This window comes from Rhodovarius crocodyli (genome assembly GCF_004005855.1).
GTDB classification, from domain to species: Bacteria; Pseudomonadota; Alphaproteobacteria; order Acetobacterales; family Acetobacteraceae; genus Rhodovarius; species Rhodovarius crocodyli.
The window spans coordinates 342,857-367,374 of the sequence record NZ_SACL01000001.1 but is presented as its reverse complement, the minus strand read 5'-3'; the positions used below and the strand labels follow the sequence as shown (position 1 = coordinate 367,374).

General features: G+C 70.2%; 25 protein-coding genes. 12 read left to right on the top strand and 13 right to left on the bottom strand.

What is annotated here, in order from left to right; genetic code table 11:
* The first annotated feature begins 41 nt into the window (after positions 1-41).
* From EOD42_RS01720 to EOD42_RS01685, 8 genes are all read left to right on the top strand, one after another.
* Positions 42-890 (top strand): LysR substrate-binding domain-containing protein, encoded by an 849-nt coding sequence (locus EOD42_RS01720; RefSeq protein WP_164867737.1) that lies wholly within the window; start codon positions 42-44, stop codon positions 888-890.
* Between the two features lie 58 nt (positions 891-948).
* A complete protein-coding gene (locus EOD42_RS01715) occupies positions 949-2,166 on the top strand; it encodes an MFS transporter (RefSeq protein ID WP_127785326.1) in 1,218 nt (405 codons plus the stop codon).
* A gap of 64 nt (positions 2,167-2,230) precedes the next feature.
* Positions 2,231-2,839 (top strand): imidazoleglycerol-phosphate dehydratase HisB, encoded by a 609-nt coding sequence (hisB, locus tag EOD42_RS01710; RefSeq protein WP_127785325.1) that lies wholly within the window; start codon positions 2,231-2,233, stop codon positions 2,837-2,839.
* A complete protein-coding gene (locus EOD42_RS01705) occupies positions 2,839-3,186 on the top strand; it encodes a DUF2628 domain-containing protein (RefSeq protein WP_127785324.1) in 348 nt (115 codons plus the stop codon). Before hisB ends, EOD42_RS01705 begins: the two co-directional genes overlap by 1 nt.
* Positions 3,183-3,833 (top strand): imidazole glycerol phosphate synthase subunit HisH, encoded by a 651-nt coding sequence (gene hisH / locus EOD42_RS01700; RefSeq protein ID WP_127785323.1) that lies wholly within the window; start codon positions 3,183-3,185, stop codon positions 3,831-3,833. The genes EOD42_RS01705 and hisH overlap by 4 nt, the downstream gene beginning before the upstream one ends.
* Positions 3,830-5,119 (top strand): 1-(5-phosphoribosyl)-5-[(5-phosphoribosylamino)methylideneamino]imidazole-4-carboxamide isomerase, encoded by a 1,290-nt coding sequence (hisA, locus tag EOD42_RS01695; RefSeq protein ID WP_127785322.1) that lies wholly within the window; start codon positions 3,830-3,832, stop codon positions 5,117-5,119. Before hisH ends, hisA begins: the two co-directional genes overlap by 4 nt.
* A gap of 299 nt (positions 5,120-5,418) precedes the next feature.
* Positions 5,419-6,798 carry a porin gene (locus EOD42_RS01690; RefSeq protein WP_127785321.1) on the top strand — a complete coding sequence of 460 codons (1,380 nt, stop codon included), beginning with the start codon at positions 5,419-5,421 and terminating at the stop codon, positions 6,796-6,798.
* Between the two features lie 93 nt (positions 6,799-6,891).
* Entirely contained in the window at positions 6,892-7,440 is a 549-nt protein-coding gene (locus EOD42_RS01685; RefSeq protein WP_127785320.1) for a DUF3576 domain-containing protein, read from the top strand.
* Between the two features lie 3 nt (positions 7,441-7,443).
* Here EOD42_RS01685 and EOD42_RS01680 read toward each other — a convergent pair whose 3' ends face one another.
* Genes EOD42_RS01680 through EOD42_RS01665 form a run of 4 tightly spaced genes read right to left on the bottom strand, consistent with a single transcriptional unit; the run spans position 7,444 to position 11,833 of the window.
* A complete protein-coding gene (locus tag EOD42_RS01680) occupies positions 7,444-7,719 on the bottom strand; it encodes an acylphosphatase (protein ID WP_127785319.1) in 276 nt (91 codons plus the stop codon).
* Positions 7,716-8,420 carry an ATP12 family chaperone protein gene (locus EOD42_RS01675; protein WP_127785318.1) on the bottom strand — a complete coding sequence of 235 codons (705 nt, stop codon included), beginning with the start codon at positions 8,418-8,420 and terminating at the stop codon, positions 7,716-7,718. The genes EOD42_RS01680 and EOD42_RS01675 overlap by 4 nt, the downstream gene beginning before the upstream one ends.
* Positions 8,417-10,861, bottom strand: a complete 2,445-nt coding sequence (locus EOD42_RS01670) for an AsmA family protein (protein WP_127785317.1) — start codon at positions 10,859-10,861, stop codon at positions 8,417-8,419. Before EOD42_RS01670 ends, EOD42_RS01675 begins: the two co-directional genes overlap by 4 nt.
* A 3-nt stretch (positions 10,862-10,864) precedes the next feature.
* Entirely contained in the window at positions 10,865-11,833 is a 969-nt protein-coding gene (locus EOD42_RS01665; protein WP_127785316.1) for an RluA family pseudouridine synthase, read from the bottom strand.
* A gap of 101 nt (positions 11,834-11,934) precedes the next feature.
* Between EOD42_RS01665 and EOD42_RS01660 the strand changes: the two genes are divergently transcribed.
* Positions 11,935-12,903, top strand: a complete 969-nt coding sequence (locus EOD42_RS01660) for a Bug family tripartite tricarboxylate transporter substrate binding protein (protein WP_127785315.1) — start codon at positions 11,935-11,937, stop codon at positions 12,901-12,903.
* Here EOD42_RS01660 and EOD42_RS01655 read toward each other — a convergent pair.
* From EOD42_RS01655 to EOD42_RS01625, 7 genes are all read right to left on the bottom strand, one after another.
* Positions 12,900-14,066 carry a mandelate racemase/muconate lactonizing enzyme family protein gene (locus tag EOD42_RS01655; RefSeq protein WP_127785314.1) on the bottom strand — a complete coding sequence of 389 codons (1,167 nt, stop codon included), beginning with the start codon at positions 14,064-14,066 and terminating at the stop codon, positions 12,900-12,902. The two genes, EOD42_RS01660 and EOD42_RS01655, sit on opposite strands and share 4 nt — an antisense overlap.
* Positions 14,067-14,077: 11 nt before the next feature.
* Entirely contained in the window at positions 14,078-15,034 is a 957-nt protein-coding gene (locus tag EOD42_RS01650; RefSeq protein WP_127785313.1) for a Bug family tripartite tricarboxylate transporter substrate binding protein, read from the bottom strand.
* Between the two features lie 46 nt (positions 15,035-15,080).
* A complete protein-coding gene (locus EOD42_RS01645; protein WP_127785312.1) occupies positions 15,081-15,776 on the bottom strand; it encodes a GntR family transcriptional regulator in 696 nt (231 codons plus the stop codon).
* 68 nt (positions 15,777-15,844) lie between these two features.
* Positions 15,845-17,056 (bottom strand): capsule biosynthesis protein, encoded by a 1,212-nt coding sequence (locus EOD42_RS01640; protein ID WP_164867735.1) that lies wholly within the window; start codon positions 17,054-17,056, stop codon positions 15,845-15,847.
* A gap of 4 nt (positions 17,057-17,060) precedes the next feature.
* On the bottom strand, positions 17,061-17,846 hold the full coding sequence (locus tag EOD42_RS01635; protein WP_127785310.1) for a formyltransferase family protein: 786 nt from the start codon (positions 17,844-17,846) through the stop codon (positions 17,061-17,063).
* Positions 17,837-19,123, bottom strand: a complete 1,287-nt coding sequence (locus EOD42_RS01630) for an aminotransferase class I/II-fold pyridoxal phosphate-dependent enzyme (RefSeq protein ID WP_127785309.1) — start codon at positions 19,121-19,123, stop codon at positions 17,837-17,839. The genes EOD42_RS01635 and EOD42_RS01630 overlap by 10 nt, the downstream gene beginning before the upstream one ends.
* Positions 19,124-19,197: 74 nt before the next feature.
* Positions 19,198-19,857 carry an exopolysaccharide biosynthesis protein gene (locus EOD42_RS01625; RefSeq protein WP_240654764.1) on the bottom strand — a complete coding sequence of 220 codons (660 nt, stop codon included), beginning with the start codon at positions 19,855-19,857 and terminating at the stop codon, positions 19,198-19,200.
* Between the two features lie 184 nt (positions 19,858-20,041).
* On the opposite strand from EOD42_RS01625, the gene EOD42_RS01620 reads away from it, so the two are divergent.
* On the top strand, positions 20,042-21,715 hold the full coding sequence (locus EOD42_RS01620) for a formate--tetrahydrofolate ligase (RefSeq protein WP_127785308.1): 1,674 nt from the start codon (positions 20,042-20,044) through the stop codon (positions 21,713-21,715).
* The gene (locus tag EOD42_RS01615) at positions 21,715-21,918 is read left to right on the top strand and encodes a DUF4287 domain-containing protein (protein WP_127785307.1); all 204 of its coding nucleotides are present in this window, start codon (positions 21,715-21,717) and stop codon (positions 21,916-21,918) included. Before EOD42_RS01620 ends, EOD42_RS01615 begins: the two co-directional genes overlap by 1 nt.
* On the opposite strand, the gene EOD42_RS01610 is transcribed toward EOD42_RS01615, so the two are convergent.
* Together EOD42_RS01610 and EOD42_RS01605 are read right to left on the bottom strand one after the other, a co-directional pair.
* Entirely contained in the window at positions 21,900-22,595 is a 696-nt protein-coding gene (locus EOD42_RS01610) for an aspartate/glutamate racemase family protein (RefSeq protein WP_127785306.1), read from the bottom strand. The two genes, EOD42_RS01615 and EOD42_RS01610, sit on opposite strands and share 19 nt — an antisense overlap.
* The gene (locus EOD42_RS01605; protein ID WP_164867734.1) at positions 22,592-23,263 is read right to left on the bottom strand and encodes a GntR family transcriptional regulator; all 672 of its coding nucleotides are present in this window, start codon (positions 23,261-23,263) and stop codon (positions 22,592-22,594) included. Before EOD42_RS01605 ends, EOD42_RS01610 begins: the two co-directional genes overlap by 4 nt.
* A 92-nt stretch (positions 23,264-23,355) precedes the next feature.
* Here EOD42_RS01605 and EOD42_RS01600 point away from each other — a divergent pair, with 92 nt between their 5' ends.
* Positions 23,356-24,516, top strand: a complete 1,161-nt coding sequence (locus tag EOD42_RS01600; protein ID WP_127785304.1) for a CaiB/BaiF CoA transferase family protein — start codon at positions 23,356-23,358, stop codon at positions 24,514-24,516.
* Positions 24,517-24,518 lie beyond the last annotated feature (2 nt).

Genomic DNA, 24,518 nt, shown 5'->3' with positions numbered 1-24,518 from the left:
TGCCTGGGTGTTTATTACGGGGAAAACAAATTAAGCCCGTCATGCCGTCTCTCAATGCCCTTCGTGCCTTCGAGGCCGCGGCCCGCCACCGGTCGATCACCCGTGCCGCCGATGAGCTCGCCGTCACGCCCGGTGCCGTCAGCCGCCAGGTGAAGGAGGTGGAGGCCATCCTCGGCGTGACGCTGCTGGACCGGCGGACCGACGGCCTGCACCCCACCGTCGCCGGTGCCATCCTGGCCGAGGCCATGGGCCATGGGCTCGCCGCGATCCGCGAGGGGCTGGCCGCGGTGCGCACCGGGCGCCGGCGCCTGTCGGTGGGGGCGTATTCCGCCTTCGCGCATAAATGGCTGATCCCGCGCTGGGCGGGCTTCGCGGATGCGCATCCGGATGTCGAGCTGGCCCTGACCACCACCCACAACGCGGCCGACCTGCGCCCGGAACGCTTCGACGTGACCATCTTCGTCACCGACAAGGGCAGCTGGCCCGGCCATGACCTGCATCGACTGCTGCCGATCGAGACGACGCCGGTCTGCGCCCCGGGCGAGGTGGCTGGCTGGCCGGAGGCACGGCTTCTGCACGCCCGCCCGCGCCCGCAGGACTGGCCGCGCTGGCTGGCGGATGCCGGGATCGAGGGCGTCGACGTGCAGGAGGGGCCGGTGTTCGAGAGCATCACCCTGGCCGCCGAGGCCGCCGCCAAGGGGCTCGGTATGGCCATGGGCATCCGGTCCCTGCTGACGGAGGAACTGTCCAGCGGGCGGCTGGTGGCGCCGTTCAACCATGTGCGGGTGTCGCGCGGGGGCTTCGTGCTGGCCGTGCCGACGTCTCGCGTTCAGGAGCCGGCGATCGCCGCCTTCACCGCATGGGCGCTGGCCGAGGCGGGCATGGCCTGACCACTGGACAAGGGCTGTTCGCGGTCGCAGCATCGGCCCAACGCCCGAGAAGGTCATCATGTCCAGGATCGACGCCCAGGCCAGGATGATCCTGGCCGGCACTGCATTCACCCTTTCCATCGCCATGGGGCTGCGCCAGTCCATCGGGCTGTTCATGCCGGATGTGACGCGTGAACTGGGCATCTCCGTTTCCGACTTCACCCTGGCGATCGCGATGCAGAACCTGGCCTGGGGGCTGGGGCAGCCGGTGGTGGGCGCGCTGGTGCCCCGCATCGGCTTCCGGCCCATCCTGGTGGGCACGGCGGCGCTGTATGTGCTGGGCATGGTGTGCTTCGCGCTGTCCCAGGGGCAGCTGGGCGTCATGATGGGCGCGGGCATCCTGATGGGCCTGTCGCTGGCGGGCACGGCGTCGGCCATGGCGATGGCGGTCGCCTCCCGCCCCGTGCCGCTGGCGGTGCGCAGCACGGTGCTGGGCGTGGTCTCGGCCGCGGGGTCGCTGGGCGCGATGATCGCGGCACCCATCGGGCAGGGGCTGCTGCAGGGCTATGGCTGGCGGGCGGGCGTGTGGGGTTTCGCGGCGCTGGCGGCGCTGATGATCCCGGCGGCCTTCATGGCGTCCCGGGTGGACCGCGTCACGGTCTCGACCGCCGCGCGAGACGCTGAGCGCAACGGGCGTGAGGTGCTGCGCGAGGCGATGCGCAACCCGCGCTACCTGACCATGGTCTTCGCCTATTCGGTATGCGGCCTGCAGCTGGTGTTCCTGACGACGCACCTGCCCAGCTACCTGGTGCTGTGTGGCATGGACCCCATGCTGGGCGCCAAGGCGCTGGCCACCATCGGCGCCTTCAACGTGCTGGGCAGCCTGGCGGCGGGCTGGGCCGGGCAGCGGGCGTCCAAGCCGCTGATGCTGGGCTGCATCTACACCGCGCGCTCACTGGTGCTGCTGTGGTATTTCGCCACCCCGCCCTCACCCGAGGCCACGCTGGTCTTCGCGGCCTTCATGGGCTTCCTGTGGCTGGGGGTCGCGCCGCTGCTGGCGGGCGCGGTGGGTGAGATGTACGGGCTGCGCTGGCAGCCGATGCTGCAGGGCATCGCCTTCATGTCGCATCAGGTGGGCAGCTTCCTGGGCGCCTTCGGCGGCGGGCTGCTGTTCGACTGGCTGGGCAACTACACGCTGGCGGTGCAGCTGGGCGTGGGCATGGGGCTGTTCGCGGGCATCATGCAGATCGGATTTTCCGGCGCCTGGCCGGGCAGGCGACGGGAAAGGCTCGCCTGAAAGGTTGGCCTGAGGCTGCAACCCCCGCTGGCATTTCCCCGCGCCTGGGCGTAAAGCCCCCCTCATGCAGCCGGCATTCCCCCGCAAGGCCGAAATTTCGCGCGATACGGCCGAGACGCGCATCCGCGCCCGCATTGACCTGGACGGTACCGGCAAGGCCGAGATCGCCACGGGCATCGGCTTCCTGGACCACATGCTGCACGCCCTGGCGCGCCACAGCCTGATCGACATGGCCATCGAGGCCGATGGCGACCTGCACATCGACTTCCACCACACGACCGAGGATGTGGGCATCGTGCTGGGCCAGGCCGTGCGCGCCGCGCTGGGCGACAAGCGCGGCATCCGCCGCTATGGCCAGTGCCTGCTGCCGATGGACGAGGCGCTGGCCGAATGCGCGCTCGACATCTCGGGCCGGCCGTTCCTGCACTGGCAGGTGCCGTTCAACGCGCCCAAGGTGGGCGGCATGGACACCGAGCTGTTCGAGGAATTCTTCCACGCCTTCGCCATGCAGTCCGGCATCACCCTGCACATGATGCTGCGGCACGGCCGCAACACCCACCATGTGGCCGAGGCCTGCTTCAAGGCGCTGGCGCGGGCGCTGCGCATGGCCGTCGAGCAGGACCCCCGCACCCCGGGCGCCGTGCCCTCGACCAAGGGCGTGCTGGAGGCGTGATGCGCTCCTTCCTGCTGCATCTGCCGCCCGCGTCCTCCGGCCGGCCCGCCCTGCTGCTGGCGGAACGCTTTTCCTGGTTCGGGCTGCTGTTCGGGCCATTCTGGCTGCTGCGCCACCGGCTGTGGTGGCAGGCGGTGGTGGCCATCGTGCTGATGGTGGCGCTGCCCTGGCCCGCCATTCCGGCGCTGCATCTGCTGGTCGGCCTGCTGGGCGCGGACCTGCGCGCCAGTGCCCTGCGCCGGCGCGGCTGGAAGCTGGAGGCCGTGGTCGTCGCGCGTGACGAAGCCATGGCGCTGCGCCGCCTGCTGGCCGTGCGGCCCGGTCTGGCCGGGACTTTCGCGCCATGAGGCTCGCCGTCGTCGATCCGGGATCAGGCAACCTCGCCTCCGTGCATCGCGCGGTGGAGCGTGCGGCGGAGATGGCGGGCGCGGCCGTGCAGGTGACGGTCACGCGTGATCCCGCCGATGTGGCGGCCGCCGACCGCGTGGTGCTGCCGGGGCAGGGCGCCTTCGCCGCCTGCCGGCACGGGCTGGATGCCCTGCCGGGCATGGAGGCCGCGCTGAACGAGCATATCGGCCCGCGCGCGCGGCCGCTGCTGGGCATCTGCGTCGGCATGCAGCTGTTCGCCGAGCGCGGGCTGGAGCACGGCGTGACGCCGGGCCTGGCCTGGCTGCCCGGCGAGGTCGCGCCGATGGACCCGCGTGGGCCCGACGGCAAGCCGCTGCCGCTGCCGCAGATGGGCTGGAACCGGCTGGACATCAGCCAGGACCACGCGCTGTTCGCGGGCCTGGCGCCCGACGCCCATGCCTATTTCGTGCATTCCTATGCCTGGAGCGGCGGAAGGCCCGAGGATCTGCTGGCCACCACGGATTACGGCGGGCCCGTCACGGCGGTGGTGGGGCGGGCGAACATCGCCGGCACCCAGTTCCATGTCGAGAAAAGCGGGCTGACCGGGCTGACCATCCTGGCCAATTTCCTCACCTGGTCGCCATGAGGGACGGGCTGCCGCATCAGACGGCGGTGGATCGTTGCGATAGCCTCACCGCCCAGGACATCGCCGACCTCGCCGAGGCCACCAACGCCGCGATCATCGAGGGTGGCGGCTTCGGCTGGCTGGAACCCCAGCCGGCCGAGGTGCTGGAACGCCATTTCCGCGGCGTGCTGGCCGCGCCCGACCGTGACCTGTTCCTGGCGCGGCTGGACGGCCGGGTGGTGGGCAGCGCCCAGCTGGTGCGCCCGCCCCGCAACAATGAGGCCCAGGCGGCCACCGCCCAGCTTACCCACGCCTATATCGCGCCCTATGCGCGCGGCCACGGCCTGGCGCGCGGGCTGATCACGCATGCCGAGGATTGGGCGCGGGCCAACGGCATCTGGGTGCTGAACCTGGACGTGCGGTCGAGCCAGGCCGCCGCCATCCAGATCTTCGAGGGGCTGGGCTATCGCCGCTGGGGCACGCATCCGGCCTATGCCCGGGTGCGGGGCCAGCTGGTGGCCGGCTTCTATTACTATAAGGCGCTGGTCGATGCCGCCCGGCTGCGGAGGGGGAAGCACATGTTCACGCTGTATCCGGCGATCGACCTCAAGGGCGGGCAGGTGGTGCGGCTGAAGCGCGGCGAGATGGCCGACGCCACCGTCTATGGCACGGACCCCGGCGCGCAGGCGGCCGCCTTCGCCACCCAGGGCTTCTCCTGGGTGCATGTGGTGGACCTGGACGGCGCCTTCGCCGGCAAGCCCGCGAATGTCGAGGCCGTGCGCTCCATCCTGGCCGCGGCCCCCATGCCCGTGCAGCTGGGCGGCGGCATCCGTTCCATGGAAACGGCCGAGGCCTGGATCGAGGCCGGCGTCGCCCGCATCATCCTGGGCAGCGTCGCCGTGAAGGACCCCGATTTCGTGCGGGAGGCCTGCCGCGCCTTTCCCGGCAAGGTCGCGCTGGGAATCGACGCGCGCGGCGGCATGGTCGCGACCGAGGGCTGGGCGGAGGTGAGCGACATTCCCGCCATCGAGCTGGCCCATCGCTTCGAGGATGCCGGCGCGGCCGCCATCATCTTCACCGACATCGACCGGGACGGGATGCTGGGCGGGAGCAACGTGGCGGCGACGCGAGCCATGGCGGGTGCCGTGGGCGTGCCGGTGATCGCCTCGGGCGGGGTTTCCTCGCTGGAGGAGATCGCGGAGCTGCGGGCTGCGCCCGAGGGAATCGCGGGCGCGATTCTCGGCCGCGCCCTGTATGACGGCCGGCTGTTGCCGGCCGAGGCCCTGGCGGCCGCGCGCGGCGCCTGAACTTCATGCCCTGTTGAGGCGGGCGGCGCGGCGAAAAGCCGCGCCGAACGTCGCCGCATGCCCGCTTCTGTCGGTTGTGTCGTGCGGCTCTGTGGCAAACTCGCCACAGTGTCTCAGGGATGTCGCGCTGAGGCCACATCGGCAGTTGCTCAAACAATAGCCAGACGACAATAGTGTCGCCGGACCCGGGTGTAGCCTTCTGGCTGTGCGTTGGGGGGCACTGCCAGGTATCGGCCTCGCCGATATCGGGGTGGGTCAAGGGAAGTGGTCGGGCAACCGGCCTTTGAGGAGGTTTTTTCATGCGTAAGATCCTGCTGGGCACGACCGCCGTCGTCTCCGCGGCCTTCGGCGCCGCGGTGGTGACCCCCGCCGCCGCTCAGGAAGCGCCGACCGTGCGCCTCGGTGGCTCCATCCAGGCCTACTACGGCTATCACAACTCCACCGGTCAGCAGAACGACCCGGGCACCAACACCCTGAGCCCGGGCGTCCAGGGTGGCGGCGCCAACCCGGTCGCGGCTGGCAACAGCATTGCCCGCCTGGGCAAGCATGACATCGTGACGATCCCGGCCATCAACATCCAGGTCAACGGCAAGCTCGCCAACGGCCTGACCTATGGTGGCGTGATCGAGATCGGCTTCAACAGCATGGAAGGCCGTCAGGTCCAGGAGACGCGCGCGTCTGTTGGCCGTGGCACCGCCGCCGTTGACGAAGCCTACATCTTCCTGGCGCACCCGCGCTTCGGTCAGGTCCGCTTCGGTGACGAAGACGGCCCGATGGGCGGCCTGATGACCTCCGGCTGGGTGACCGGCTTCGGCACGGGCGGCGTGTTCGGCGTGTGGGAAAACTTCCAGAACCGTCAGGCTGGTAACCGCACCCAGACCGCTCCGGGCGGCATCGGCGACAGCTCCAAGATCGTGTATCTGTCCCCGCAGTTCTTCGGCTTCGACTTCGGTGCCTCCTACGCCCCGAACTACGGCGTGATGGGCCAGACGGGCTGCCCGAACAACGTGATCAGCGGCTACTGCGATCGCGCCTATGCGTTCCGTGGCGCCACCTCCGTGGCCATCCCGGCCGCCGGCCCCGAGTTCGCTGCCCGCCGCAACGAGTACCAGGTTGCCCTGCGCTACCGCGGTTCGTTCTCCGGCGTGGGCGTGTCCGCCACCGCTGGCTACATCGGCTCCGGCGCTGCTCTGGACATGACCGATGCCGGTCGCCAGGTCCGCACCCTGAACGACCTGAACATCTGGCAGATCGGCGCGCAGGCCTCCTACCAGGGCCTGACCGTTGGTGCCGCCTACCAGCGTGGTGACTTCAACTTCTTCTGGGGCAACACCGTTCGCGGTGACCGTTCCGGTGAGCAGCTGACCGTCGGCGCGGCCTACACCGCTGGCCCGATCACCGTCGGTGCCAACATGTACTCCGCCCTGGTGGCCGGCTCCACGGGCCGTTCCTTCAGCGCCACGACCGGCCTGATCACCAACTCCCCGCGCGGCATGCAGCGCCGTTGGGGCATGGGTCTCGGCGCCAACTACCGTCTGGCCCCGGGCCTGGACCTGATCGCCGAGTACGTGTTCCACTCGATCCGTCAGCAGAACGTGGACCTCGACTCCGGCCGCGCCGGCGTGCAGGGCCGCGCGTTCAGCAACACCTTCATCGTCGGCTCGCGCCTGGCCTTCTGAGCCAAGCCGAACCTACGGTTCAAAGTGTTACGGGGGCGGCAGGGAAACCTGCCGCCCCTTCTCTTTTGGCTGAACAGCGGCTAAACGGGGCGAATGATCCGTTCGGCTTCCGCCCTCGCCCTCATCCTCCTCGCCACCGGCTGCAGCAGCGGCGGGAGCCGCTTTGTGGAAAACGAGGAATACGGCACGAACAATCAGCGTGAGCTGATCCTGCGGCAGACCGGCGCCAGCTCGCGTGATGCCGGCTTCGTCCTGTTCGGCACCGATCGTGGCCGTGACGCGCGTGAGGCCCTGGCGGCCTCCGGCGGCACCGGTGTGGCCGTGAACGCCTATCTGTGGCGCGCGACGCTTGAGACGCTGAGCTTCATGCCGCTCGCCAGCGCCGATCCGGCCGGCGGCGTCATCATCACCGACTGGTACACGCCCCCCAGCAGCCAGGAAGAACGCTTCAAGGTCACGGCCTATGTGCTGACCCGTCAGCTGCGTTCCGATGGCGTGCGCGTGCAGGTGTTCCGCCAGACCATGCGCAACGGCCAGTGGGTGGATTCGCCCGCCGCCAGCTCCACCGGCGGCGAGATGGAAGACCGCGTCCTCGCCCGCGCCCGGGAACTGCGCAGCCAGACGGCCGCCGCCGGCCGCTGAGCCTTAAACCGTCGGAAGCCGGTGGAAGCCCGGCTCCGTCGGCGCCTCGGCGAAGCTTTCCTCGATATTGCTCACCCGCGCGGCGGGCGGACCACGACGGCACGCCAGCAGCACGGCGGCCACGGCGGGTTCCGGCCCTGCCAGCAGCGCCTCTACCCGGCCATCGGCCCGGTTGCGCACCCAGCCTGCCAGGCCTTCCGCGCCCGCGGTGCGCACCAGCCAGTCACGATAGCCCACCCCCTGCACGCGGCCGGAGATGAGCAGGTGCCGCGCCTTCATGGCCGCAGCAGGGCCAGCAGGCGGCCTGCCTCCAGCACCTCGGCGCCGATTCGGGTGCGCCTTGCCTCGGTCTCCGGGTCGGCGCCCCAGAATTCCTCCTGGTAGCGCTCATCCACGGTCGAGAGGCGGTGCGCTTCCTCGGGCGTGAGTGCGTCGCGCACCACCGCCAGGCTCAGCACCAGGCTGCCGAGGGCCGGCACCAGCACGCCCAGTGCCGCCAGCTGCTCCGGCTCCAGCGCGGCCACGGCCTTCAGCAGCGCGACGCGGGCTGCCTCGGGCTGCTCCACATGGATAATGCCGGTGGCGGTGACCAGCCTGGCCCCGAGCACCTCGGCGCTCCATTCCAGCCAGGGGTCCCATTCGGTGGCCTGGATGGCGGCCAGCCGATGATCGTCGGCGCGGTAGCACAGCAGGTCGGTGCCGCCATAGGCAGCCAGGCCTTCGACCATGGGCGCCGGATCGGGGGCGATGCGTTCCGCCGCCGTGCCGACCAGGCGGGTCAGGGGGATGTGGTGCATCCCGAACTCGCCGCCCTTGCTGCCGCCGGCCGCACGCCATTCCTCGGCCACGGCATCCGCCAGCCGCCGGGAGCGAGGACGGATGGGCGCGCCGCCGGGCAGGCGCACGGGTCGGCCATCGAGCAGAACGGCCAGGCCTTCCTCGGCCTCGGCGACCGTCACGTCATCCCAGAAGCGTTTCATCGACGCAGAAATCCTCTCAGCAGATCCTGTACCTGGGGAACGCGCTGCTGCTGTTGCTGGGGGGCGGCCTGGGCCGGCTGGTCGGCCGGGGCCTGGCTGGCGGGGACGGTGCCCGCGCGACCGCCGCGTGCCACCGGCAGCGCCTGCGCGCAACCCGGCATCGCCACCGCGCCCGCCTGCGCCGCGCCGCCCAGCAACTGCCCGGCGATGCCGCCCAGCTGCTGGCCGAGCTGGCTGGTGACCGCGCTGCCCACCATGGCCGAAGAATCGAGGCGCGGGTTCAGGATGGTGCCGCTGACAGGCACCGGCGCGCGAACGCGCAGCCCGCCGGACAGGCCCGGCACCGGCAGGCGCAGGTCGGTGTTCAGCCGCATCGCCACCGCTTCGTCCCGCAGGCTGACCTGGCCTTGGCCCGCCACCTTGCCCAGCGCGAAGTCCAGGAAGAACGCGCGGCTTTCGGCGATGCCCGCCACCACGTCGAAGCGCAGCGCCAGGCAGGCCACGCCGATATCCTGCGGGATGGCGCCGCGGGCGGCTTCCGGCAGGGCATGGGCGAAGCTGCTGGAGCGGATGTTGCCGTTGATCACCGCAAGGCCGACATGGCCCACGGCGCCCGCCGCGATCTCACGGCTGGTGCGGCCCGACCCACGCAGCTCGACATCGATATCCGCATGGCCCGTCACCGGGGCGGGAATGCCGAAGCTGCCGAGCAGGGGAGCGATTTCCACCGCATCGGAACGAACGGAGACCTGCACGGCCGGCACGGCCTCGGCGCCATCGGCCGCGACGCGCAGCGCCAGCCTGCCGCCCGGCAGGGTGAGGCCCAGCGGGTCGATCCGCAGGCGGCCGTCAGCCAGGTTCAGCGCACCGCGCACGTCACGATAGTCACGCCCGCCATGGCGCAGCGTGCCGATGGTGAAGCGCAGCTCGGCGCGGCCCAGCTTCAGGAAGGACAGATCCACCGGCATGTTCGGAATGATCCGGCCGTCATTGGCGGCAGGCGCGGGCGCGGGCGCGGGTGCCGGTGCCGGCGCGGGCCGCCCGGCCGCCGGGGCGGGCGCGAGCGAGGCGCGGATCGCATCCACATCCACCCGCGTCAGCGCCAGTTCACCCTGCACGCCGGGCACCGGGCCGCGCAGCAGGGTCAGCTCACCCTGGCCCGCCGCGCCCGGGCCTTCCAGGCGCAGATTTGTCAGGCGGGCGCCCTCGGCGAACATGGCCCCCCGCTCGGACAGCCGGGCAGAGAAGGTGCCGTGCCCTTGCGACTCCAGGCGGATGTCGATCGCGACCCCTTCACCGGTCAGCGGCTTCGCCACCTGGCCACTGATGGTCAGGCGCTGGCCCATATGCTGGCCCGTGAGGTTCACGGGAAGCGCGCCGCCGGCCAATGCCGGGGCCAGCGGTCCCGCCTGGCCGGAAACGCTGAAATCCTGCCCGTCGCGCATGCCGGCGATGGAGACGCGAAGCGGCTGATCGAGCGCCGGCATCGCGATCTCGACGCGGCCGAGCTCGATGCCCGGCGCCGGCTGGGCGGAGGCGATGTTCAGCGTCAGCCCCTCGGGCCGGGGCGTGCCCAGCCCGCTGCCGGTCACGCGCCCGCGCAGCGTCAGGCCGTTGACCGGGGGCAGGGCCGTGCCGGCGATGGCCGACAGGCGCCGCAAGTCGGGGATGTCGGCCTCGACGTCCAGGCGATAATCCTGCAGCCCGCGCGGCTCCCGCATCTCGCCACGCAGGTTCAGCTTGGCGCCGGCGGCCTCGACCCGGCCGGTGATCGGCCAGGCGCCGCCGGGCTGGCCCATCACGCGTGCGAGGGACCCGCCGGTGAAGGCGAAGCTGACGGGCTCGGCACCCCAGCGCATATCGCCCTCGGCGGACAGGTTGCCGCTGCCGGAGAACAGCAGCCGTTGCAGCCCCACCCCGCCCTCGGGCGCGCCGGGGAACAGCAGGGAGGCATCGCGCACCTCGATGGTGCCGATCTCGATGGGCGCGGTACGGGCGCGTTCGGCCTGCGGGGTGCTGGGCGCCTCGGCGGTGCCGGCGGGGGCCGCGGCCTCACCCTGGCCGAAGCGCCAGTTGGGCACGCCGTTCACCGCCTCCAGCACGATCTCGGGGCGTTCCAGCACCAGCCGGTGCAGCGCGATCCGCCCGGAGATCAGCGGCAGCAGCTGCATCGACAGTTCGGCCCGGCCGACCGAGACCATGTTCTGGCGGCTGCCGCCGGGCAGGTTCGCCAGGGATGCGTCGCGCACCTCCACCTGGGGCGTCAGCCCAAGGCTGAGCTTCATGGCGCCGATGGTGGCGCGCCTGCCGGTCGCGGCCTCGATGGCGGCGACGATACGCGGCCGATAGCTCTCGATATCCAGCGTGGCCAGGAACACGGCGACGCCGCCCACGACCAGCACCAGCAGCGCGGCAAAGCCCAGGAGGATGCGCTTGATCATGCTTCAGCGCCTCCAGCGCGGCTTGGCTGGGACCGGGTTCGGGAAGTCGAAGAAGCGGAAGGTCTCCAGCATGTGCGGCGGCAGCCCGGCCGCGACCTCCAGCATGCCGCCCTCGGGGTGCGGGATGGACAGGGCGCGGGAATGCAGGTGCAGCTCATGCGGCAGTTCCTCCAGATGCGCATCCTCGCCGCCATATTTGCCGTCGCCGAGGATCGGGCATTTCAGGGCCTCGGCGGCATGAACGCGCAGCTGGTGGGTTCGGCCGGTCATCGGGCGCATTTCCAGCAGCGCCACACGGCGGCGGGCGACTTCCAGCGTGTCGTAGTCGGTGATGGCGAACTGGCCGGCCTTGTCGGCGGGCTGGGCGACGACGGTGCGCTCCCCGCGCGCGCCGCCCTCACGCTTCAGCGGCAGGTTGATGCGGCCGCCCTGGATTTCGGGCTGGCCCACCACCACGGCCCAATAGGTCTTCTTCGCGTCCCGGCCACGGAAGGAATTGGCGAGTGCCGCCGCCGCCTGCGCCGTGCGGCCCAGGACCAGCACGCCGGAAGTGTCCTTGTCCAGCCGGTGCACCAGGCGCGGGCGCTCATCCTCATGCGCCAGCGCATCCAGCAGGCCATCGACATGGCGCGTGATGCCGGGGCCGCCCTGCACCGGCAGCCCATGCGGCTTGTTCAGCACGATCACGCTGGCATCCCGGTACAGCACCAGGGATTCCATGAAGGCCTGGTCTTCCTCGCTGACGCGCGGGCGGATCGGGGCGGGGGCGGTCGGCATGGGCGGCACGCGCACGTCCTGGCCGGTTTCCAGCCTGGTATTGGCCTCGGCCCGTGCGCCGTCGACGCGGATCTGGCCGCTGCGCAGCATCTTCTGGAGCGCGCCCTGTGTCAGGGCGGGATAGTGCCGGCGGAACCAGCGATCGAGCCGGATGCCCGCGTCGCCGGACTGGACGGTAATGTTCTGGACAGTCATGCCCCATCATACCCGGTTTCTGGGCGGGCGCGCATGCGCCGCGCGGATATCACTTGCGCGAGAGGCGCCCCACGGGCAAGCGTGCCGCAATGGAGGATAACATGACGTTCATTTCCCGCCGCGCGCTGTTAGCGGCGCCTGCGCTGCTTGCCGCACCCGCCATGGCCCAGGGCTGGGCGCCGACCCGGTCCATCCGCATGATCGCCCCCTATTCCCCTGGTGGCGGCGTGGACACCACGGCGCGGCTGCTGGCCGGGCCCATGGGGGCGGCGCTGGGCCAGGCGGTGGCGGTTGATAACCGTGCGGGCGCCGGCGGGTCCCTGGGGGCCGCGGAACTGGCGCGTTCTCCGGCCGACGGCCACACCATCATGGTCGATGCCATGGCGCATACCGTGAACCCGGCGCTGATCCGCAACCTGCCCTTCGACTACTCCACCGCCTTCACCCCCATCAGCCAGATCGTGGTGCTGCCGCAGATCATGATCGCGCCGGTATCGGCGCCGGGGCGCACGCTTCAGGAATACATCGCACATCTGAAGACGCTGCCGGCGGGCACGCCCTATGGTTCCTCGGGCAATGCGACGGCAGCGCATCTGGCCGCCGCCCTGCTGTGCCAGCGCGCCGGGCTGCGGATGGAACATGTGCCCTATCGTGGCGGCACCGCGGCCATCCCGGATGTGATCGCGGGCAATGTGGCCTTCGTGTTCGGCACTGTCTCCTCCTCGCTGCAGCTGGTGCGGGAGGGGCGGGTGAAGGCCTTCGCCGTGAGCACCGCGCGTCGCATCGCCTCCCTGCCTGACGTGCCGACCGTCGCGGAGCAGGGCTTCCCCGGCTATGAGCTGAATGAGTGGAACGGCCTGTATGCGCCGGCCGGCCTGCCCGAGGCAGCCACCGCGCGCATCTACCAGGCCATGCAGGCGGCGCTGGCCGACAGCGCGGTGAAGGCCCGGCTGGAGGCGCTGGGCGCCATGCCGGTCGGCACGCCGCCCGCCGAATTCGCCCGCTATGTCGTCGAGCAGCGGACGGCCATGGCCCAGCTGGTGCGAGAGGCCGGGATCGAAGCCGGCTAAACCGCCGTCAGGCAATCCAGCCGCTTCAGGTAGTCCATGTTCAGCTCCACCCCCAGCCCCGGCCGGCTGGGCAGGGGCATGCGGCCGTTCCTGACCTGCTTCTCGTAAGGGGCGTCCACCAGGTCCAGGCGGTCATCCTCCGGCCAGACCGGGAAGATCTCCTGGATCAGGAAGTTGGTGATCGAGAAGGACAAATGCAGGCAGGCGGCGGTGGAGATCGGCCCGCCGCAGTTGTGCGGCTGGATGTACACGCCATGCGCCGCCGCCAGCGCCGCGATGGCGCGCACCCCGGTGAAACCGCCCGCGATGCCCATGTCCGGCTGCGCGACCGACAGCGCCCGCAGCTCGAAGAAGCGGCGGAACTCGATGGGCGTGCACAGCCGTTCGCCGCCCGCGATGGCCAGGCCGCAGCCCTCGGCCACCTGGCGGGCCGCCTCGGCGTCCTCGGCGTCGGCCACTTCCTCCATGAACAGCGGGTTGGTGTGGGCGATGCGCTTGCCGAAGCGGATGGCGTCCATCGGCCAGATATTGCCGTGCAGCTCGACCAGGATGTCGATGTCGGGGCCTACCGCCTCGCGCACCGCCTCCACCCGGGCGGCGGCCAGGTTCTCCAGCGGGCGTTCCAGCCGGCGGTTGGGGTGGGCGGACTTGCCGGCGGCATCCAGCTTCATCGGATCGAACTTCATGGCGTCGAAGCCGCGCGCCACCACGTCCCGCGCGGCCTCGGCATAGGCCTCGGGCGTCGTGCGGCTGCGGTACCAGCCGTTGCAGTACAGGCGCAGCTCGTCGCGGCAGGCGCCGCCCAGCAGTACATGCACGGGTTGGCTCATGGCCTTGCCCTTGATGTCCCACAGCGCCTCGTCGATCGCGCTGACCGCCGCGCCGAAGATGGGGCCCGGCACATGGCCCCAGAAGGTCTTGCGGCGCATGGCGTCGAAGATCGCCTCCGTGCGCATCGGGTCGCGGCCGATGACATGGGCGCGCGCCAGCTCCAGCACGATCTGCGCGGCGCCGCTGCCGCCGGCGCCATAGGCCAGGCCGATCTCGCCCGCGCCGCTGATGCCTTCGTCGGTCTCGATCCGCACCAGCAGCACGGCGTGGGCCGCACCCTCCTTCATCGCGGTCATGGGCGCGCGATAGACGCTGACATTGGTGATCTTCATGGATGGATCCTTCAGCGCATGCGGGCGTAGGCGGCCTGGAAGCCGCGGAACATCTCGTCCACGGCGGCTTCCAGCGGCGCGCCGTGGATGCCGTCGGCCAGGAAGGCATCCTCATTGGCCGAGGCCTGGAATTCGGGGGAGAGCACGGCCTCCCGGAACAGGGAAATCAGCCCCTGCTGCACCGGCGCGGGCACACCCGCCGGGCCGACGAGATAGGTCATCTGCACCATCTTGCCGTGCGGGAAGACATTGATGCCGCGCTCGGCCGTGGTGGGCACGTCGGGCATCTGCCGCAGGCGTTCGTCGGCGAACTGCACGATCGGGCGCAACTCCCCGCTGCGGATCTGGCCGAACACGTCGGCGGGCTTCACCAGGCCGACGCCCAGATGCCCGCCCATCAGCTCATTGGCGATGCGCGAGGCGCCCGAATAGGCGACGTAGATGTACTCGCCCCCGATCGACTGGACGAAGGCATTGAGGTTCAGGTGGCCGAGCGAGCCCTCCGCCCCGGCCGCGGCGGCCGAGAAGGAGCCGCGCGCGGCCCGGATCGCCGCGATCAAATCGTCCAGCGTGCGGATCGGGCTGTTGTTGCCCACCACCAGGATCGCGGGGTCCTGCGAGATGCGGACCAGGTTGGTGAACTGGTTCAGCCGCAGCGGCACCTCGCCGCTGGCGACCAGCGAGAGCAGCCCGCCCGAGGCGAAGCCCAGCGTGCGGCCATCGGGCGGGGAGAGCGCCACGCGGTTCAGCGCGATGGTGGAGCCCCCGCCCGGCACGTTGTCGATCACCAGCCGATGGCCGCGCCGTTCCAGCAGCGGTTGCAGGCGGCGGGCCAGCAGGTCGGTGGCGCCGCCGGCCGCGAAGCCGACATAGAGCCGGATTTCCACCGGCACGTTCGGCACCGCCGCGCGCGTGACGGCAGGCATCGCGAGCGCTGCGCCCGCGACGATGAAGTGGCGTCGTTCCATGTTTCCTCCAAAGCGCCTTGCCCTCTTGCCGGGGCCGGTGCGCTGTTCAGACAGCCAGGCGGGCCGCGTCCTCCTGTGCTTCCAGGGCGGCCACCAGATCGTCCCGTGCCTCACGCAGGTGCCGCGCGGACAGGGTTCGGGCGGTTTCGGCGTCACGCGCGGCCAGGGCGTCGATCAGCGCGTGGTGGTCGACGCTGACGGTGGCCAGGCGGCCTGGGCCATAGCCGAAGCGCGAGCGGAACGCCTTGATCAGCCCGGAATGCACGTCGATCAGGCGCAGCGCCTCGTCATTGCCGGGCACGGCCAGGATGATGCGGTGGAAATCGCGGTTGAGCGCGGAGGCCGCCTGGTGGTCGTCGCGCGCGGCGGCCTGGTCGAACTGCCGCTGCATCACGCGCAGCGCCGCCAGGGTGGGGGCATCGATCAGCAATGCCGCCTCGGCGGTCAGCATGCATTCCAGCGCCTCCCGGATCGCGAAGATCTGGCCCAGGAAGCGGGCATCCATGCGGCGGACGGTGGCGCCGCGATTGGGCAGCAGCACCACCAGCCCCTCGCCCTGAAGCTGTTGCAGGGCTTCGCGCACGGGCATCTGGCTCAGGCCGTGGCGGGCCGCGATCTCCGCGATCTTGAGGCGGCTGCCGGGGGCGAGCGCGCCGGAGAGGATCTCGTTGCGCAGCAGCTCATGCAGGCGCTGGTAGACGGTGCTGCCGAAAGGCAGCTGTGAGGGCTCGGTGCTGTCCACGCCGCCAGCTTTGGTCGATCAGCCGATAGAGTCAATCATCGATTTGATCAAATCTGGAAAGCGCCGCCTCACACCATGGGCTGGTTGAGCATGTCCCTGTCGATCCGCTCCGCTGCCCCTTCCACCGCAACCGTCAGGCCGGGTTCCGCGTAATAGACCCCCCGCACATGCAGGCAGTGCGCCAGGCAGCGCAGGAAGGCGTCGGCCAGCGCAGGGTCGGGCAGGGGTGATGTCCAGAAATCCCGCAGCCGGCCCAGATGCGACAGGCCCTGGATGCGGTAGATCGCCTCCCCCTGCGCATGCACCCGCTGGCCGAGCTGCAACGCGCGGATGCCCACCGTGCTGTTCACCGTTATCACGCCTTGGCTCGCGACGATCAGGTCATCCAGCCGGCCTGTCCCGAAATAATGCACGCGCCCGGCCACCCCATGGCGGGCCGCGATGCGCCCGATGCGGAAGCGCCAGCGCTTCAGCCCGGGGTCGAGCGGGTGAACCTTGACGATCAGGTGGCTGTCGGCCGGGGCGCCCTGCGCGAAGGCCTGGATGGCTTCCTCGATCGGCGTGTCCATGTCCGGATAGGGGCTGTAGGCACGGATGGAGTAGTCGGTCTCCATCTGCATCGCATAGATCCAGAAGGGCGCGCTGGACGGGAAGGCCTGCAGCACGCTGCGGGCGCGGCGGCCTTCTAGCTTCCGCATCAGCAGATGCCAGCCGGTGGCGATGTAGGTCGGGATCGGGTGGAACTTCAGGAAGCGCTCGAAATGCGGAAACGGCCAGGGTGCCATGTTCGCCAGGTGGAACAGCATGTCCCAGCGGGCCTGGGTGGGGAAATCATCCTGGTAGCGCGTGGTCCAGTCCACGGGCGGCAGCTCGCGCGCCAGTTCCATGATGGCGGCGGGATCACGCGGGAAGTGGCTGTCCCGGTTCATGCCGTCGCGTTCCAGGATGATCCAGTCGGGGCGGATGTAGCCGAAATCCGTCACGGCCACCTGGATGCCGCGCTGCCGGGCGGCCGCGATGGCGATGCGGTGATAGGGCCGCTGCTCACCCAGCAGCAGGATGTCCGTGATGCGCTCCCGGTCCAGGTAGTCCGCGATGAAGCCCGGCCAGTCCCGCAGGCGCCCGGCATAATCCGTGGCGGGGCCGGGCCAGAAGATGCGGTCGCCCAGGCAGACATTGATCCGGCTGACGATGTGGCCGCGCGCCGCCAGCGCCTGCCCCAGCCGCCAGAAGAAGGGTGAGATCGGCCCCTGCAGGAACAGGATGCGGCGTTCGGTCATGGTGCTACCAGCCGCGGGCCGGGGCGCGCAGGGCGCGCCAGGCATCGGCCGCGCGCGTCAGCCGCACGCCTCGGGACCGGGCGCGCCGCAGCGCCGCGCGGTCCGGGAAGGGGCAGTAGGGCAGCAGCGGCCCCGTCTCCGCGGCAGGCACGGGAAGGCGTGCCAGCGCCTGTTCCAGCAGCGGCAGGGCGGCCAGGTGCAGGCGGCGTGCGGCCTCGCCGGCGCTGGTGCCGGGGGGCAGCGGCACGGCCTTCTGGGCGACCACGGCGCCCGCATCGATGCGCGGCGCCAGCACATGGACGGACACGCCCGTGTCGCCGTCGCACAGCGCATGGAAGGTGGGAATGGGGCCGCGGTGGCGGGGCAGCAGCGAGGGATGCACGTTCAGCCCGCCGAGCGGCGTCAGTGCCAGGGTCTGCGGCGACAGGATCTGGTCGAAGTGGAAGCACAGGATCAGATCCGCCCCGCTGTCGCGGATGGCGGCAGCCGTATCGGCGCCGTTCACATCGCGCACCCAGCGCGTGGGGATGCGATGCGCGCGGCACAGGTCCGAGAGCCGGCCCTGGCGCCGCAACAGCCCGGGCAGCGAGAAGTTCACCGCCAGATATGGCAGGAAGCCCAGCCCGGATCGGCGCAGGTGGCGTGCCATCTGCCCGGCCATGCCGCCCATGGCGGGGCGGTGCGGATCGCTGATGCCGACCATGGCGATGCGCGCCGGGTCGGCCGCGACGAAGGCATGCACCGCCTCCGCGCTCGCCAGGCTCTCCAGGGTGAGGAGGGCTAGGCGCACGCGGCCGACAGCGCCTCCAGCGTGCGGATGATGTCGGCCTCCTCGTGCTCGGCGCTGATGAAGAAGCGCAGGCGGGCGCCGCCCTCGGGCACGATGGGGTACAGCACGGGCTGCACGTTCACCCCCGCCTCGAACAGCGCGGCGGAGACGCGGCCCGCCTTGATGGAGGACCCCAGCACCACCGGCACGATGCCGAGCCCCGCGGAGGCGCCGACATCGAAGCCGCGCCGGCGCGCCTCGTCCCGGAACAGGGTGGCCATGCGCTGCAGCTTCTCCACCCGCCAGGGCTCGGCCTGCATGATGCGCAGGCTTTCCAGCGAGGCGGCGGCGACGGCGGGCGGCATGCCGACCGAATAGACGAAGCCCGGGGCGGAATGCTTCAGGATGTCGATCAGCATGGCATTGCCCGCGATATAGCCGCCGCAGCCCGACAGCGCCTTGGACAGCGTGCCCATCCAGATATCGACGCGCTTCGGGTCGACGCCCTGCTGTTCGGCGATGCCGTGGCCGGTGGCGCCCAGCACGCCCAGCGCATGCGCCTCATCCACCATCAGCCAGGCGTCATGCGCCTCGGCCATCTCCACGAAGCGGGCCAGGTCCGGCATGTCGCCGTCCATGGAGTAGTGGCCCTCGATATAGATCAGCGCCCGCGTGTGGCGGCGGCGCTGGGAGGCGAGCTCGCGTTCCGCCGCGCGCCAGTCATTGTGCGGGAAGGCCACGCGCCGCGCGCCCGACAGGCGCATGCCCTCGGAGGCGGAGTTGTGCGCCAGCGTGTCGTGCACGATCAGGTCGCGCGGGCCGAGCAGGTTGCCGATGACCGTGACGTTGGTGGCATGGCCCGACACGAAGGTCAGCGCGGCCTCCACGCCGTAATGCGCGGCTAGCGCCGCCTCCAGCTCGGCATGGGCCGGGCGCTCACCGGAGGCGATGCGCGAGGCGGAGGCCGAGACACCGTAGCGGTCGATCGCGGCCTTGGCGGCGGCGGTGACGCGCGGGTCCCCGTTCAGGCCCAGGTAGTTGTAGCTGGAGAAATTGATCAGATCCCGGTTGCCGATGCGGCTGTGGCCGCCGGCCACCCCCTCATGCGCGCGGAAGAAGGGGTTCGGGATCTCCATCTGCTCGGCGCCGGCGCGCACCATGGCGATGTCGCGCGCGGCGGGCAGGGTGGAGAAGTCGCGGCCGGGTGAGGCATTGCCGCGCGGCGTCTCCTTGCGCGCGATGCGGGACAGGAGAGCGGCCCTGGCGGCGGCGGAAAGACCGGATGGCTTCAGTGACATGCGACTGCGGTTATGAGCGGCGCCGCGTCGTGCGTCATCAGTCTAATTTTCTGATTCTGGTCAAAATGCCCGGATCAGATCATCCAGCCCAGCGCCTTGATCGCGACCAGCGCCAGCGCGCCCAGCACGACGGTGGCAAACACGTTGCCCAGCACGCAGGCCAGGATGCCCCAGCCCGTGACCCGGCTGTCGTTCTCGACCACGCCCAGCGCCATGACGATGTTGCCGAAGGCCGGCGGGCCGTTGGTGCCGGGGCCGGGCAGGATCAGCATCAGCGCGGTATAGACCGTGAGCCAGCCCACCACCTTGTCGGCCAGGGGGCCGGTGAAGGGGCCCGGACGCGGCTTCACGAAGTTTTCGATGCGGGTGATCCACTTCGAGCCGCCATCGGAAAGACGCAGCAGGTCGCTGCGCTTGATGGACTGCCGGGCGATGAAGCCGGGCAGCTTGGGCACGCGCCGGCCCAGCCCCATCTGCAGGCCCAGGATCAGCATGGGCAGGCCGAAGACGCTGGCCATGCCGGGCAGCAGGGAAGGAAGGCAAAGCAACAGGATAAGCAGGCCGAAGGCGCGGTCACCGAAGGCATCCGCCATGTCGCCCAGGGTAATGCGCTCGCCAGGGAAGCGGTCCGCCACCTCTCGCACGATGCGGGAGATCGGGGCGGATTCATGCTCGGACGCATGCGTATCATCAGGCCCCGTCGGCGTGCCGTGGGGTGTTGTCATACCGTCCATACCAGGCGTTTCGCCCCTTTTTCAAACGAACGTGAAGCACTCCTCAGATGGTGATGAACGATCGTGCCACCCAGGTCCAGCGGCATTTTTATGGCGCGGCCCGAATCAGCCGCCCATGGCGGGGGGCGGACTTGCCCGGCAGGGGCAATCCCGGCAGAGAGATGTCAGGGAGGAGCTGCCCCTTATGTCCATCGACCTCGAAATCGCCCGCAAGGCCACCCTTCGGCCCATCGCCGCCATCGCGTCCCGCGCCGGGATAGACGAGGAGGCCCTGGAGCCGCACGGGAAATACAAGGCCAAGATCGGGCTGGATTTCGTGGCGGCGGCCCGCGCGCAGCGCCCGCGCGGCAAGCTGGTGCTGGTCACGGGCATCAACCCCACCCCCGCCGGCGAGGGCAAGACCACCACCACCGTGGGCCTGTCCGATGCGCTGAACGGGCTCGGCACCCGCACCATGGTGTGCCTGCGTGAGCCCTCGCTCGGCCCGTGCTTCGGGGTGAAGGGCGGTGCCACGGGCGGCGGCCATGCCCAGGTGGTGCCGATGGAGGACATTAACCTCCATTTCACCGGCGACTTCCACGCCATCACCAGCGCGCACAACCTGCTGGCCGCGATGCTGGATAACCACATCTATTGGGGCAACTCGCTCGGCATCGACACCAGGCGCATCGCCTGGCGCCGCGTGATGGACATGAACGACCGCGCGCTGCGAGGTATCGTGTCCTCGCTGGGGGGTGTGAAGAACGGTTTCCCGCGCGAGGACGGCTTCGACATCACCGTGGCCTCCGAGGTCATGGCGATCCTGTGTCTGGCCGACGACATGCTGGACCTGGAGGCGCGGCTGGGCCGCATCATCGTGGGGTACCGCCGCGACGGCTCGGCGGTCACGGCCAAGGATCTGAAGGCCGACGGCGCCATGGCGGTGCTGCTGCGGGACGCACTCTCCCCTAACCTGGTCCAGACGCTGGAGGGCAACCCGGCCCTGGTGCATGGTGGGCCCTTCGCCAACATCGCCCATGGCTGCAACAGCGTGATGGCCACCAAGCTGGGCCTGGCGCTGTCCGATGTGGTGGTGACGGAGGCCGGCTTCGGCGCCGACCTGGGCGCCGAGAAGTTCCTGGACATCAAGTGCCGGCTTGCCGGCCTCGCCCCCGATGCGGTCGTGATCGTGGCCACCATCCGTGCGCTGAAGATGCATGGCGGCGTGAAGAAGGCCGAGCTGGGGCGTGAGGATGTGGACGCCGTGCGCCGCGGCATGACCAACCTGGCCCGCCATATCGAGAACATCCGCAAATTCGGCATCAAGCCGGTGGTGGCGCTGAACCACTTCACCTCCGACACCGCGGCCGAGGAGCAGGCGGTGATGGAGGCGGTGACGGCGCTAGGCACGGATGCCGTGGTGTGCCGCCATTGGGGCGAGGGCGGCAAGGGCGCGGAGGGCCTGGCCAAGCTGGTGCAGCAGCGCCTGGCCGCCGGCGACGCCGCCTTCAAGCCGATCTACGCCGACGAGCTGCCGCTGGCCGACAAGGTGCGCACCATCGCGCGTGAGATCTACCACGCGGACGACATCGTGCTGGGTGCCGGCGTTGCCGAGAAGCTCGCGCGCTTCGAGGCGCAGGGCTTCGGCCATCTGCCGGTCTGCATCGCCAAGACGCAATACAGCTTCAGCGCGGACCCCACTTTGCTGGGCGCGCCGAGCGGCCACACCCTGCCGGTGCGCGACGTGCGGCTGGCGGCGGGGGCCGGCTTCGTGGTGGCGATCGCGGGCGAGGTGATGACCATGCCCGGCCTGCCCAAGGTGCCCGCCGCCGAGCAGATCCGGCTGGATGAGGCCGGGATGATCGAGGGGCTGTTCTGATGGCCGGGGAGCCGGTGAAGGGGCCGGCTTCCTATTTTCCATCGATCGAGAAGAAGTACGGCAAGCCCATCGCCGAATGGATCGCGCTGGTGCGCAGCCGGATGCCGGCGAAGCACATGGAGCTGGTCGCCATGCTCAAGAATGAGCACGGCATGGGGCATGGCCATGCCAATGCGGTCGTGGCCTATACGCTGGCGGACTGATCGATCGCGGCCTGGGCGTGGATCGCCGTGGTGTCGAACTGCGGCACCGTGCTGTCCTCCGGCTTCACCAGCAGCATGATCTCGGTGCAGCCCAGGATCAGCGCCTGTGCGCCGCGCTCCACCAGCCGGGCCATGACCTGGCGATAGGCCTCACGCGACGCCTCCGTCACGATGCCGGCCACCAGCTCCTCATAGATGATGCGATGGACGGTGGCGCGGTCCTCCTCGCCGGGGATCAGGACATCCAGCCCGTGCTGCGCCATCAGCCGGCCCTTGTAGAAATCCTGTTCCATGGTGAAGGCGGTGCCGAGCAGGCCCACGCGGGTAAAGCCCGCGGCCTTGATGCGTTCTGCCGTCGGGTCCGCGATGTGGATCAGCGGGATGTTCACCGCGCGCTGCACTTCCTCCGCCATCCGGTGCATGGTGTTGGTGCAGATCAGCAGCACATCCGCGCCGCCGCCCTCCAGCAGCAGGGCTGCATCGACCATGCGGGCCGTCAGCGCCTCCCAGTCGCCGCGATGCTGCAACTCCTCGATCTCGGCGAAATTGAAGGACCACATCAGGATCTGTGCCGAGGCGGTGGGGCCCAGCCGGTCGCGCACGCCCTGGTTGATGATGCGGTAGTATTCGGCGGAGCTTTCCCAGCTCATGCCGCCGATCAGGCCGATGGTCTTCATAATCCTCCCAGCCAGCGGCGCTTGCCGCCCTTCACATGGGCCTCACCCAGGCGGCGGGCCGTGTCGGCATCGCGGGCGCGGATGGCATCCACCATCGCCCGGTGCTCGGCATTGCTGTCGCGCATGTTGGCTGTCGAGGCCAGGGTGCGGCGTCGTGTCAGCAGCGATTCCTTGACGAGCGACCGGTAGAGCCCGGCGGTGCGGGCGTGGCCCGCGAGATCCAGCATGGCCTCATGAAAATCGAGGTTCTGGCGGTAATAGGCATCGGCAGTGCCGGCCTCGATGGCGGCGTCCATCTCCGCCACGCGCGCGTCCAGCGCGGCCAGCCCGGCATCAGTGATGCGTTCGGCCAGCAGCGCGCAGGTGAAACCCTGCAACAGGGCGCGGGCGTCATACAGCTCCGCTTCCTCCTGCGCCTCCAGCCGCCGCACCGCCATGCCGCGATGCGCCCCGCCCGAGACGACCAGCCCCTCACGCTCCAGCGCGCGCAGGGCCTCGCGCAGCGGCCCGCGCGAGGTACCGAGCCTGTCAGCCAGCGCCTGCTCGTGCAGGCGCTCACCCGGCGGCAGGGTGCCGTCCAGGATCATCGCCTCCAGCCGCGCGGTGATCTGCGGGGCGAGGGCTCGGGCCAGCCTGTCGGGTGCGTGCTCCACCGGGGCAGGAAGCATGGGGCGGGCGGTTCGGTCAACACATTGTTGACAACATGCCGACATGGCCGCACCTTCCGCCGCGGAAACGCGCAAGCCCGTAAGGAGACGCCATGCTGCCGCTCGCCAAATTCAAGGTGCTCGACCTGACCCGGGTGCGCGCCGGCCCCACCGCCGTGCGGCAGTTCGCCGATTGGGGCGCGGATGTCATCAAGATCGAGATGCCGCCCGAACTGGCCGAAGGCGAAGGTCTGGGCGGCCCGCGTGAGGGCAGCGACTTCCAGAACCTGCACCGCAACAAGCGCGGCCTGACGCTGAACCTGAAATCGCCCGAAGGCGTGGCCGTGCTGAAGAAGCTGGCCGAGACCGCCGATGTGGTGGTCGAGAACTTCCGCCCCGACGTGAAGACGCGCCTCGGCATCGACTACGCCGCGCTGTCCGCCGTGAACCCGCGCCTGGTCTACACTTCGATCTCGGGTTTCGGGCAGGACGGCCCCTATGCCAAGCGTCCGGGCTTCGACCAGATCGCCCAGGGCATGGGCGGGCTGATGTCCATCACGGGTGAGCCCGGCCGTGGCCCCATGCGCGTGGGCATCCCGGTGGCTGACCTCTGTGCCGGCATCTTCGCCGCCATGGGCACCATGGTGGCATTGCTGGAGCGCGAGCAGACCGGCCGCGGCCAGTGGGTGCAGACCAGCCTGCTGCAGGCCCAGGCCTTCATGCTGGATTTCCAGGCGGCCCGCTGGCTGATGAACGGCGAGATCCCCAAGAGCGCGGGCAACGACCACCCGACCTCGATCCCGACCGGCGTGTTCACCACCAGCGACGGCGCGATCAACATCGCGACGACCGGCGGGGCCATCTGGGGCCGCTTCGTGGAAGCCATGGGCCATAAGGAATGGTCCGAGGACCCGCGCTTCGCCACGGGCGGCGACCGCAGCAAGAACCGTCACGCGCTGAACGCGCTGATCGACGAGGCGACCCGCACCAACACCACGGCGTATTGGGTGGAGACGCTGAACGCCAAGGGCGTGCCCTGCGGGCCCATCAACAACATGCAGCAGCTGTTCGAGGACGTGCAGGTGAACCACCTGGGCATCGTCAAGCAGCTGGACGGCATCAAGTATCTCGGCCAGCCCTTCGTGCTGTCGGCCAATGACAGCCCGGTCACGCGCCATCCGCCCAAGGTGGGTGAGCACAGCGACCAGATCCTGGCCGAGGCCGGCTACAGCGCCGAACAGATCGCAGAATTCCGCAAGAACCAGGTGGTGTGAGA

Coding starts and splice junctions, on each gene's coding strand:
- EOD42_RS01680 (WP_127785319.1), bottom strand. CDS start 7,719: ATGAAGGCGCGGCACCTGCTCATCTCCGGCCGCGTGCAGGGGGTGGGC.
- EOD42_RS01665 (WP_127785316.1), bottom strand. CDS start 11,833: ATGACTGTCCAGAACATTACCGTCCAGTCCGGCGACGCGGGCATCCGG.
- EOD42_RS01655 (WP_127785314.1), bottom strand. CDS start 14,066: ATGAAGATCACCAATGTCAGCGTCTATCGCGCGCCCATGACCGCGATG.
- EOD42_RS01675 (WP_127785318.1), bottom strand. CDS start 8,420: ATGAAACGCTTCTGGGATGACGTGACGGTCGCCGAGGCCGAGGAAGGC.
- EOD42_RS01715 (WP_127785326.1), top strand. CDS start 949: ATGTCCAGGATCGACGCCCAGGCCAGGATGATCCTGGCCGGCACTGCA.
- EOD42_RS01600 (WP_127785304.1), top strand. CDS start 23,356: ATGCTGCCGCTCGCCAAATTCAAGGTGCTCGACCTGACCCGGGTGCGC.
- EOD42_RS01640 (WP_164867735.1), bottom strand. CDS start 17,056: ATGACCGAACGCCGCATCCTGTTCCTGCAGGGGCCGATCTCACCCTTC.
- hisB (WP_127785325.1), top strand. CDS start 2,231: ATGCAGCCGGCATTCCCCCGCAAGGCCGAAATTTCGCGCGATACGGCC.
- EOD42_RS01690 (WP_127785321.1), top strand. CDS start 5,419: ATGCGTAAGATCCTGCTGGGCACGACCGCCGTCGTCTCCGCGGCCTTC.
- EOD42_RS01670 (WP_127785317.1), bottom strand. CDS start 10,861: ATGATCAAGCGCATCCTCCTGGGCTTTGCCGCGCTGCTGGTGCTGGTC.
- EOD42_RS01625 (WP_240654764.1), bottom strand. CDS start 19,857: ATGGACGGTATGACAACACCCCACGGCACGCCGACGGGGCCTGATGAT.
- EOD42_RS01660 (WP_127785315.1), top strand. CDS start 11,935: ATGACGTTCATTTCCCGCCGCGCGCTGTTAGCGGCGCCTGCGCTGCTT.
- EOD42_RS01605 (WP_164867734.1), bottom strand. CDS start 23,263: ATGCTTCCTGCCCCGGTGGAGCACGCACCCGACAGGCTGGCCCGAGCC.
- hisA (WP_127785322.1), top strand. CDS start 3,830: ATGAGGGACGGGCTGCCGCATCAGACGGCGGTGGATCGTTGCGATAGC.
- EOD42_RS01615 (WP_127785307.1), top strand. CDS start 21,715: ATGGCCGGGGAGCCGGTGAAGGGGCCGGCTTCCTATTTTCCATCGATC.
- EOD42_RS01705 (WP_127785324.1), top strand. CDS start 2,839: ATGCGCTCCTTCCTGCTGCATCTGCCGCCCGCGTCCTCCGGCCGGCCC.
- EOD42_RS01610 (WP_127785306.1), bottom strand. CDS start 22,595: ATGAAGACCATCGGCCTGATCGGCGGCATGAGCTGGGAAAGCTCCGCC.
- EOD42_RS01685 (WP_127785320.1), top strand. CDS start 6,892: ATGATCCGTTCGGCTTCCGCCCTCGCCCTCATCCTCCTCGCCACCGGC.
- EOD42_RS01620 (WP_127785308.1), top strand. CDS start 20,042: ATGTCCATCGACCTCGAAATCGCCCGCAAGGCCACCCTTCGGCCCATC.
- EOD42_RS01720 (WP_164867737.1), top strand. CDS start 42: ATGCCGTCTCTCAATGCCCTTCGTGCCTTCGAGGCCGCGGCCCGCCAC.
- EOD42_RS01630 (WP_127785309.1), bottom strand. CDS start 19,123: ATGTCACTGAAGCCATCCGGTCTTTCCGCCGCCGCCAGGGCCGCTCTC.
- EOD42_RS01650 (WP_127785313.1), bottom strand. CDS start 15,034: ATGGAACGACGCCACTTCATCGTCGCGGGCGCAGCGCTCGCGATGCCT.
- hisH (WP_127785323.1), top strand. CDS start 3,183: ATGAGGCTCGCCGTCGTCGATCCGGGATCAGGCAACCTCGCCTCCGTG.